This window comes from Promicromonospora sp. NPDC060204 (assembly GCF_042728455.1).
GTDB lineage: Bacteria > Actinomycetota > Actinomycetes > Actinomycetales > Cellulomonadaceae > Promicromonospora.
The window spans coordinates 1-10144 of record NZ_JBHWZO010000231.1; the positions used below are offsets into that span (position 1 = coordinate 1).

Sequence of the window (10144 nt, forward strand, 5' to 3'; positions counted from 1 at the left end):
GGTCCTGGAGGTCGAGCAGCAGGTCGAGGATCTCCACCTGACCTTCTACCGACCATCTGACGTTCTACCGACCACCCGGCTCCTGCAGCGCCATACCGCCCTCACTCGCAGGCGGCCAATTCCTCGGCATCGGGCGTGAACCGGATCCAGTCGAACGCCGCCGTGAGCTCGGGCGTCGCCGCCGGCCCCCGGTAGGCGAACGGCCCGACGTCGGTCGCGGCGAGCTGGCCGGCCGGGGTGGCGCGCCCGAGGTTGACGAACGTCGCGCCGTCCACGCTGTACGAGGCGGTCAGCCACTCGCCGTGGTTCGTGATCCGCAGCCACACGGTGTCACCCGTCTCCGGTGGGGCCAGCGCGGAGTCCTCCGCCGTCCACGCGTTGTTCCGGTCCACCCCGTTGTTGCGCCAGACGAAGTCGAACCGCTTGCCGGCGTCGACGTGCGAGATGTCGATCCGTACCGAGTTGGCGTCGTCGCGCCGGACGATCAGGCCCGCCTGCTGGAAGTTGACCTGCGGGTCGAGCGTGACCTGCGTCGTCACCTCCCAGGGCGTCCCCGGCGCCGGCTGCAGCACCAGCGGGGCCGACGTCGAGTTGCCGGAGTACGTCGGGATGCGCCACGCGCCGTCGGCCACGACCGAGCGGTCCAGGCCGCCGCGGACCGCCGTCGACCAGAGCGCGCGGTCCAGCGACGAGCCGTCGAGCTCGTCGGAGCCCGCGCCGGTGCACTGCGCGTACATCGGGTCCTCGGGGCGGGTGTTGAGCGGGTCCCGGACGCCGTCGGGGTCGAGCACCGCGTGCCCGATGGTCGTGTGCGACCGCTCGCCGTACTCGTAGATCAGGTGCGTCGTGCCGCGGTCGGTGACGATCTGCGGGGACGACGCCCGCCCGGCCTCGGGCGGCGCCGGCCGGGGGATGAACAGCGGCTCGGGCTCGCCCACCTCGGTGAGGGTCCGGTCCACCTGGCGCGCGAAGATCGTGCCGACGGTGGAGCCGTAGACGATGTAGTCCTTGCCCTTCCAGCGCCACAGGTCGGCGGCCGACACGTTCGTGCCCTCCGCCGGTCCCGGCGTCACGATCGGCTCGGGCTCGACCCGCCAGTCCTTGCCGTCCCGCGAGTACGCCAGGTTGATGTGCCGCACGTTCGTGTCGTAGTTGGTCATGAACAGCATCGCCCAGCGGTCGCGGGAGGACCGGTCGGGGTTGGGGAAGACCCGCGCGTACGACGTCTCGGTGGCGTGCCGGCCGGGCTGGGCGGCGTCGACCATCTCGGTGGTGACCGCCTCGTCGCCGTAGTCGAAGGTGACGCCGTCGGTCGAGGTCGCGTAGCGGGTCACCGTGTTGTCGCCGTGGAAGTACAGGTACATCTTGCGCTCGGCGGCGTTCCACACGGCGTCGGGGGAGGAGACGTGCGGGACGTCGTAGATGTCCTCCCACTGGTTGGAGACCACCGGGCTGCCCTCGTACTGGGTCCACGGCCCGTCGAGGGAGTCGGCGTACATCAGGTTGATGCCGCCCGGGTCGTCGTGCGGCGCGTAGTAGACGTACCACTCGCCCAGCGGGTCCCTCAGGTGCGCCCCGGCGTGGAACACCGACGGGAAGATGAACTCCTGGTTGGGGTTGTGGGGGAGCGTGTCGTCGAGCGGGTCGACGATCGGTCCGGTCGACGTGAAGACCGGCAGCGCGGCCCCGGGCGCCCCGGGTGCGCCATGACCCGGCGGCGCGGCGGTCGCCGCCTGGGTCATGCCCGGTATCAGCGCGACCACGAGGGCGAGGGTGGCGCCGGCGAGGGCCCGGCGCGCGGTGGGAACAGCCATGATGCGTACTCCTTCGTCGCAGTGGCATGACGTCGTGTGTCACGACCGCGCCAGCCTTCGGGCGCACCGGACGGCCGGTCAAGGGAGGTAATCAAGTCCATCGACGCGGCCGCTGATAATGCGCCACATCGGGCGCCGACGGCAGCCCGGCCGGCGTTTCCGGGCCGCACGGGCCCTGCGGGGGCGGTTACTAATAATGCGCATCATCAGATTGACCGCACGCTCGGCCGCCCGTGAGACTCCCGGGGTCAACGATGACCCGACCGGGCGTTTCGAGGAGGAGCCGTGCCACGTCGTCGCATCACCCAGACGGACGTCGCCGCCATGGCGGGCGTCAGCCAGGCCACCGTCTCGTTCGTGCTCAACGGCAGCACGCCGGCGGGCGTGCGGATCAGCGAGGAGACGCGCCAGCGCGTGCTGGACGCCATCCGCATCACGGGCTACACGGCCAACCCGGCCGCGCAGCGCCTCGCGGGCGGGCTCGCCCAGATCCTCGGCGTCTTCACGTACGAGGCCACGTTCCCGCGCGCCAGCCGGGACTTCTACGGGCCGTTCCTGACCGGGATCGAGCACGCCGCCGAGCGGCTGGGCGTCGACATCCTGCTGTTCACCAGCGCCCCGGTGGCGGACGGCCGCCGCCGGCTCACCCGGGATGGCTGGCAGCGGCTCGGCGTCGCCGACGGCTGCCTGCTGCTCGGGCAGCACGAGCACCGCGGTGAGCTGCAGCACCTGCTCGACACCAACTACCCCTTCGTCTTCATCGGCAAGCGCGGCAGCGACGGGGGCCGGCTGCCGTACGTGGGCGCCGACTACGTGGGCGGGACCGTGCGGCAGATCGACCGCCTGGTCGCGCACGGCCACCAGCGCATCGGCTACGTGGGGATGCGCGGCACCGACCAGCCCACGCTCGACCGTGTCGAGGGCTACCGCACCGCGATGAAGGCGCACGGGCTCACCACCCGGTTCGTCGAGCTGGAGGACGTCGCCGCCACCGCGGCCGAGATCGTCGACCAGCGCTTCACCGCCGTCGTCGTGGCCCCGGAGAACCACCCCGAGGAGCTCGCCGACGAGCTCGAACGGCGCGGCCGGCGCGTGCCCGACGACGTGTCCGTGCTGCTGCTCGGGCAGCCGCACCACCCGCGGCGCGGCGGCCGGCAGTGGTCCGGCTTCTCCGTGCCCCGCGAGGAGATGGGCGCCCGCGCGCTCTACCTCCTCTCGCGCCTCGTGTCCGACGACGAGCCGCGGCGGGAGCGCGACAGCCGGCGGCCCGCGGCCGTGACGGACGCCGAGCTGCACCAGGTCCTCGTGTGCCCGGACGTGGAGGGCGCCACCGTCGCGCCGCCGCCCCCGGGCACACGCACCAGCACCCGAACAGAGACTGACGACAGGACGGACCACGCGTGACCCATCAAGACCTGCAGACCGACGTGCTCGTGGTGGGCGCGGGGCTCGGCGGCATCGCCGCCGCGCTGGCCGCCGCCGACCGGGGCGCGAGCGTCGTCCTCACCGAGGAGCACCCGTGGATCGGGGGGCAGCTCACGTCGCAGGGCGTGCCGCCGGACGAGCACCCCTGGGTGGAGCGGTTCGGCGTGACGGCCCGCTACCGCGCGCTGCGTGACGGCATCCGCGACGTCTACCGGCGGCGCTACCCGCTGACCGACGGGGCGCGCGGCCGGGCAGAGCTCAACCCGGGCGCCGGGTGGGTGTCCAAGCTGTGCCACGAGCCGCGGGTCGCCGTCGGCGTGCTGGAGGAGATGCTCGCCCCCTACCGTTCGGCGGGTCGCATCCGGCTGCTGGAGCGCGTCCGCCCGACGTCGGCCACCACCGACGGCGACCGGGTCACCTCGGTGACGCTCCGCTCCGTCGTCGGCGGCGCGGACGTGACGGTCGCCGCGGCGTACACGATCGACGCGACCGAGACCGGCGAACTGTTGCCGCTCACGGGTACGGAGTACGTCACCGGCTTCGAGTCGCGGCACGAGACGGGGGAGCCCAGCGCCCCGGACGAGGCCCAGCCGGACAACGTCCAGGCCCTGAGCGTGTGCTTCGTCGTCGAGCACACGGACGGCGACCACACGATCGACAAGCCGGAGCGCTACGACTTCTGGCGCACCTACGCGCCCGCCGCCTGGGGCGGCGAGCAGCTCCTGTCGTGGACGGCGCCCAACCCGCGCACGCTCGCGCTGGAGAAGCGGTCGTTCACCCCCAACCCGGGCGACGACCCGCTCGCCGTGGACGCCGACCAGTCCAAGAACGCCGGCGACGGCAACCTCTGGTTGTTCCGCCGCATCGCCGCGCGCGACCTGCACGAGCCGGGCTTCTACGAGAGCGACCTGTGCCTCGTGAACTGGCCGAGCATCGACTACTTCCTGGGCCACGTGCTCGACGTCTCCCGCGCGGAGGAGGAGGCGCGGATCGCCGACGCCCGGCAGCTCAGCCTCTCGATGCTGTACTGGATGCAGACCGAGGCGCCGCGCGCCGACGGCGGCACGGGGTTCCCGGGCCTGCGCCTGCGCCCCGACGTCATGGGCAACCCGGACGGGCTGGCCCAGGCCGCCTACCACCGGGAGTCCCGCCGCATCAAGGCGGTCACGACGGTCACCGAGAACGACGTCTCCTACGCCGTGCGCGGCGACCGGGGCGCCACCCGGTACGCGGACTCGGTGGGCGTGGGCATGTACCGGATCGACCTCCACCCCTCCACCGGCGGCGACACGTACATCGACGTGCCGTCCACCCCGTTCGAGATCCCGCTCGGGGCCTTGCTGCCGCGGCGCACGACCAACCTGCTCGCGGGCAACAAGAACATCGGCACCACCCACATCACGAACGGGTGCTACCGGCTGCACCCGGTCGAGTGGAACGTCGGCGAGGCGGCGGGGCACCTCGCCGCGCACTGCCTCGCCACCGGCCGCACCCCGCACTCCGTCCAGTCCGAGCCGGACCTGCTCGCCGACTACCAGGCCGAGCTCGTCGCCTCCGGCGTCGAGCTCCGCTGGCCGGCCGAGGCCCACCCGTACTGACGCCGACGGCGTCCATCCGCTCTGACGCCGACGGCGTCCACCCTCACTGACGCACCCCCTGTTCAAAGGAGAACTGATGTCTGCACTGCACCCCCGGACCCGCAGGACGGCGGGAACCGCCGCCGTCCTCGGGACGGCCCTGGCCCTGTCCGCCTGCGCGGGCGGGACCGATGCGCCCGTCGGCGAGCCCGAGACCCCGTCCGAGCCCGTCGACCTGCGGATGACCGTCTGGACGGCGGACGAGACCCAGCTCGACCTGTTCCAGTCCATCGCGGACGCCTACGTGGCCGACAACCCGGAGCTGGTCGCGAGCGTGAAGTTCGAGACCATCCCGTTCGAGGACTACACGACGGCGCTGACCACGCAGCTCGCGGGCGGCAACGCCCCGGACCTGGCGTGGATCTTCGAGAGCAACGCCCCGGAGTTCGTGGCCAGCGGCGCGCTCGTGGACCTGGCCCCGGTGCTCGAGGGCACCGAGGGCTACGCGTACGACGACCTGGTGCCCAGCGCCCTGTCGCTGTGGCAGGACGGCGAGGGCCTGTACGCCTACCCGTTCTCCAACAGCCCGTTCGCGATGTTCGTCAACACCGACCAGATCGAGGCGGCGGGCCAGCCCAACCCGGTCGACCTGGTCGCGGACGGCAAGTGGACCTTCGACGCCGCCCGGGACATCGCCGCGGCGACGGCCGCGGACTCCGGCAAGCAGGGCCTGGTGGTGCGGGACTTCGACTACCAGGCGTGGGAGAACCTGGCCACGGTCTGGGCCGGGTGGAAGGCGGCCCCGTGGAGCGCGGACGGGACCCAGTGCACGTTCACGGAGCCGGAGATGGTCGACGCCATGACCTGGTTCCACGACGCCGTGTTCACCGACGGCGCCCTGCCGACGCCGGGCACCACCGCCGACTTCTTCGCCGGGGACGCCGCGATGACGATCACCCAGATCAGCCGGGCGTCGTCGCTCGACGACTCGTTCCACTGGGACATCGTGCCCATGCCCGAGGGTCCGGCCGGCAAGCAGAACGTCGTGGGCCAGGCCGGGGTCGGGGTCTTCGCCGCGAGCGAGCACCCGGACGTCGCCGCCGACTTCCTCGCGTACTTCACCAACCCCGAGAACGCGGAGCAGCTCGCGGCCTACTTCCCGCCGCCCCGCCAGTCCCTGCTCAACGGGGACAGCCTGGCCGCGGCCAACCCGAAGCTCACCGCCGACCAGCTCGAGGCCGTGGTCGTCGACGGCGTCGAGGACGCGGTGACCAAGCCGGCGCACAAGAACTTCGCCAAGCTGTCGGAGACGGTGCGCGCCGAGCTCGACGCGCTCTGGGTCGAGGACGCCGACGTCGAGGCCGTCCTGGCCGACACCTGCTCGGCGATCACGCCGCTGCTGGAGGACTGATCGTGGCAACGGCGTCAGCGGCGGTGCGCCGCGACTGGCTCATCGGGTACACCATGGTCGCCCCGGTGGTCCTGGGGTCCCTCGCCTTCGTGGTCCTGCCGCTCGGCATGGTGGTCTGGTACTCGCTGCACGAGTGGAACGTCCTGGCGAACACCTTCACGTTCGTCGGGGCGGAGAACTACCAGCGCATGGCGTCCGACCCCGGGCTGGCGGACGCGCTGCTCGCGACCCTGTGGTTCTCGATCGGGCTCGTCGTGGTGAACATCGCGCTGGCGCTGTTGCTCGCCGTCCTGCTCAACCAGAAGCTGCCCGGGACCACCACGTTCCGGACCTTCTTCTTCTCGCCGGTCGTCGTCTCGCTGGTCGCCTGGACCATCGTCTGGAGCTTCCTGCTCCAGGCCGACGGCGGCATCAACGGGTTCCTGGGGCAGGTCGGCGTCCAGGGGCCGAACTGGCTGCGGCACCCCACCACGGCCATGGTCGCCGTGATCATCGTCCAGGTGTTCAAGAACGTCGGGCTGAACATGATCCTGTTCCTCGCCGCGCTGCAGGGCGTGCCCGAGGAGCTGCAGGAGGCGGCCCGGCTGGACGGAGCCGGCGCGTGGCGGCGGTTCCGCTCGATCACCCTGCCGCTGATCAGCCCGACGATCCTGCTGGTCTCGATCATCACGATCGTCGGCTCGCTCGAGGTCTTCGCCCAGATCGACGTGCTGACCGGCGGTGGTCCGGGCAACTCGACCACGGTCCTCGTCTACTACCTGTACCAGCAGGCGTTCCGGTTCAACGAGTTCGGCTACGCCAGCGCCCTGGCGGTGCTCCTGTTCCTCATCGTCCTCGTACTGACGCTGCTGCAGTGGCAGTCGCGCAAGAGGTGGGTCTTCCATGAAGTCTGACGTGCGGTCCGACCCGAGGTCGGACACGAAGCCGGGCACGACGTCCGACCTGCTGCCCGGGGCCTGGGCGCCCGGGTCCGCGGCCCGGGCCCCGCGCCGCCGGGGCCTGGGCGCCCGGGCCCGCGGGCGCCTGACCCGCTGGCTGCTCGTGCTGGTCCTGGCCGTGCTCAGCGTGCCGTTCGTCTTCCCCACCTGGTGGATGGCGACCTCCAGCCTCAAGCCGATGAGCGAGATCCTGCGCCGGGTGCCGACCATCTGGCCCCAGGACCCGTCGCTGGAGGCCTACGGGCGGGTGTTCACGCTGCAGCCGTTCGCGCAGCAGTACTGGAACTCGCTCTACATCGCGGTGCTGGTCACGGTCGGCACCATGCTCGTGGCGGCGATGGCGGGCTACGCGTTCGCGCGGATCCGCTTCCCCGGGGCCAACGCGCTGTTCGTCCTGGTGCTCGTGGGGCTGCTCGTGCCCTCGGAGGTGACGATCGTCCCGCTGTTCCGGATCGTCAACAGCCTCGGGCTCATCAACACGCACTGGCCGCTCATCGTGATCCCGGTGCTCGGGGCGCCCGCCGTCCTGGCCGTGTTCATCATGCGCCAGTTCTTCCTGGGGCTGCCCACCGAGCTGGAGGAGGCCGGCCGGATCGACGGCCTCGGTCGCTGGGGCGTCTTCTGGCGCATCGCGGTCCCGCTGTCGCGGTCGGCCCTCGGCGCCGTGGCGATCTTCACGTTCCTCAAGTCCTGGAACCTGTACCTCGAACCCATCGTGTACCTGTCCAGCAAGGAGAACTTCACGCTCCCGCAGGCGCTGACGCAGTACGTCGACGCGTACGGCGGGCCCATGTGGAACGTCCAGCTAGCAGCGACGACGCTCACCGTGCTGCCCGTCCTGGCCGTCTTCCTCGTGGCGCAGAAGCAGTTCGTCCAGGGGCTCGCGCACAGCGGCCTCAAGGGCTGACCGACGGCGGCGCGCTCCCGGGCGTGCCGCCGCCCGCCGCCTCCCCTCGCCGGGGTGAAAAGCAGGTGTGATGCTAACGTGAAGCGCTCTGTAAATGCCGCTTCATGTGTAAAGGAGTCCTGGCCCTCCCGTGTGACCACCGGCAGACCCGGGCGGAAAGGAGGGCCGTTGTGATGAGTACTTCAGAAACCACCAAGACCCTGCTGGGGCGTGTCCAGCACGCCGCACGCCGGGTCGAACGGGCCGCACGCGGCCCGCAGGACCACCGCGTCGGGACCGACCGGATCGTCTTCGGCGTCGCCGGCCTGATCGCTCTCGCGTTCATCGTGTGGGGCTTCGCCAGCCCCGACAGCCTCGGCGCGGTGGCCGACAGCGCGCTGAGCGCCGTCCTGAAGAACTTCGGCTGGCTGTTCGTCACCGCGGCCACCATCTTCACCGTCTTCGTGATCGTCGTGGCGATGGGCAAGTTCGGCAAGATCCCCCTGGGGCAGGACGGCGAGAAGCCCCAGTTCTCCACCCCGTCCTGGATCGCGATGATGTTCGCGACCGGCATGGGCATCGGCCTCATGTTCTACGGCGTGGGTGAGCCCCTGTACTTCTACATGGCGCCCCCGCCCGGCACCGTCGACGGGTCCACCCCCGCCGCCGCGTCCACCGCGATGGGGCAGACCCTGTTCCACTGGACCCTCTACCCCTGGGCGATGTACGCCATCGTGGGACTCGGCATGGCCTACGGCACCTACCGCCTGGGCCGCGCGCAGCTGTTCAGCTCGATGTTCACCTCGCTCTTCGGCCGCAAGGCCGTCAACGGCGCTGGCGGCCGGGTCATCAACATCCTCGCGATCCTCGCGACCCTCTTCGGCTCCGCCTGCTCCCTGGGCCTCGGCGCCCTGCAGATCGGCGGCGGCATCCAGCACTCGGGCGTCATGGAGTCCGTCGGCACGGCCACCCTCGTGGTCATCATCGCCGTCCTGACCTGCCTGTTCGTCCTCTCCGCCGTCTCCGGCATCGAGCGCGGCATCCAGTGGCTGTCCAACGCCAACATGTGGCTCGCGCTCCTGCTCGCGGTCATCGTCTTCATCGGCGGACCCACGCTGTTCATCCTCAACGTGCTGCCCGCCTCCCTCGGCGCCTTCGTCGGCGACCTGCCGGAGATGGCCTCGCGCACCGCGGCGTCCGGCGACCAGGCGCTCGCGGACTGGATGGGCTCCTGGACCATCTTCTACTGGGCCTGGTGGGTGTCCTGGACGCCGTTCGTCGGCCCGTTCATCGCCCGCATCTCGCGCGGCCGCACGGTGCGCCAGTTCGTCACCGGCGTGCTGCTGGTGCCGTCCATCGTGTCCACGGTGTGGTTCGCGATCTTCGGCGGCGGCGCCATCGGCCTGCAGGAGCGTGCTGAGCAGGCGCAGGACACCGGCGCGGCGCTCGCCGCGATCGGCCAGGGCGGGGCCGACATCAACTTCGACCTCATCTTCTTCCAGATGCTCGGCGCCCTGCCGGTGCCGGAGTGGGTCGGGCTCGCGCTGATGATCCTCGCCGTCGTGCTCGTGGCGATCTTCTTCGTCACCGGCGCAGACTCGGCCTCGATCATCATGGGCGGGCTCTCCGAGAACGGCGCCGAGAACCCCACCAAGAAGTCGGTGATCTTCTGGGGCGTGAGCACGGGTGCCGTGGCCGCCGCGATGCTGCTGGCCGGTGGTGACGACCCGGCAGCGGCGCTGAACGGCCTGAAGAACATCACCATCGTCTCGGCGCTGCCGTTCGTCGTGGTGATGCTGGTGCTCTGCGTCGCGCTCTGGAAGGACCTCTCCAGCGACCCGCTCGTCCTGAAACGGGAGCTGGCGGTCCAGGTGCTGGCGGAGACGGTCGACACCGGGGTCGAGAAGCACGACGGAGAGCCGTTCGAGCTCTCCACGTCGGCGTCGGCCCCGGAGGCGGACGCGGACGACACCCCGGCGACCCCGGAGAACGGGGTGCCGCTCGTCGCCGACGGCGGCGCGGTCGTCAAGGACTGATATTTCTTGCCGAGCGCCACCCCGTCCAGGTCCAGCACCGAGTCGCAGCCGATCAGG

Annotated in this window: 7 protein-coding genes; 6 read left to right on the forward strand and 1 reads right to left on the reverse strand. The window is 71.2% G+C overall.

The window, feature by feature from the left end; all coding sequences use genetic code 11:
- Nucleotides 1-101: 101 nt before the first annotated feature.
- Entirely contained in the window at nt 102-1814 is a 1713-nt protein-coding gene (locus ACFWEJ_RS22905; RefSeq protein ID WP_377231489.1) for a DUF1349 domain-containing protein, read from the reverse strand.
- A gap of 285 nt (nt 1815-2099) precedes the next feature.
- Between ACFWEJ_RS22905 and ACFWEJ_RS22910 the strand changes: the two genes are divergently transcribed.
- The 6 genes from ACFWEJ_RS22910 (at nt 2100) to ACFWEJ_RS22935 (ending at nt 10087) form a co-directional block, all read left to right on the forward strand.
- Entirely contained in the window at nt 2100-3218 is a 1119-nt protein-coding gene (locus ACFWEJ_RS22910; protein ID WP_377231490.1) for a LacI family DNA-binding transcriptional regulator, read from the forward strand.
- Nucleotides 3215-4837 (forward strand): FAD-dependent oxidoreductase, encoded by a 1623-nt coding sequence (locus ACFWEJ_RS22915; RefSeq protein ID WP_377231491.1) that lies wholly within the window; start codon nt 3215-3217, stop codon nt 4835-4837. Before ACFWEJ_RS22910 ends, ACFWEJ_RS22915 begins: the two co-directional genes overlap by 4 nt.
- Nucleotides 4838-4913: 76 nt before the next feature.
- Complete coding sequence (locus tag ACFWEJ_RS22920) at nt 4914-6227, forward strand: ABC transporter substrate-binding protein (RefSeq protein ID WP_377231492.1); 1314 nt, start codon at nt 4914-4916, stop codon at nt 6225-6227.
- A 2-nt stretch (nt 6228-6229) separates the two neighbouring features.
- On the forward strand, nt 6230-7120 hold the full coding sequence (locus ACFWEJ_RS22925) for a carbohydrate ABC transporter permease (RefSeq protein WP_377231493.1): 891 nt from the start codon (nt 6230-6232) through the stop codon (nt 7118-7120).
- A complete protein-coding gene (locus ACFWEJ_RS22930; RefSeq protein WP_377231494.1) occupies nt 7110-8072 on the forward strand; it encodes a carbohydrate ABC transporter permease in 963 nt (320 codons plus the stop codon). The genes ACFWEJ_RS22925 and ACFWEJ_RS22930 overlap by 11 nt, the downstream gene beginning before the upstream one ends.
- A 173-nt stretch (nt 8073-8245) precedes the next feature.
- Nucleotides 8246-10087, forward strand: a complete 1842-nt coding sequence (locus ACFWEJ_RS22935; RefSeq protein WP_377231495.1) for a BCCT family transporter — start codon at nt 8246-8248, stop codon at nt 10085-10087.
- Nucleotides 10088-10144 lie beyond the last annotated feature (57 nt).

Excerpts from the sequence above, each read along its gene's own strand:
- ACFWEJ_RS22905 (WP_377231489.1), bottom strand. The coding sequence starts at position 1,814 with ATGGCTGTTCCCACCGCGCGCCGGGCCCTCGCCGGCGCCACCCTCGCC.
- ACFWEJ_RS22920 (WP_377231492.1), top strand. The coding sequence starts at position 4,914 with ATGTCTGCACTGCACCCCCGGACCCGCAGGACGGCGGGAACCGCCGCC.
- ACFWEJ_RS22930 (WP_377231494.1), top strand. The coding sequence starts at position 7,110 with ATGAAGTCTGACGTGCGGTCCGACCCGAGGTCGGACACGAAGCCGGGC.
- ACFWEJ_RS22935 (WP_377231495.1), top strand. The coding sequence starts at position 8,246 with ATGAGTACTTCAGAAACCACCAAGACCCTGCTGGGGCGTGTCCAGCAC.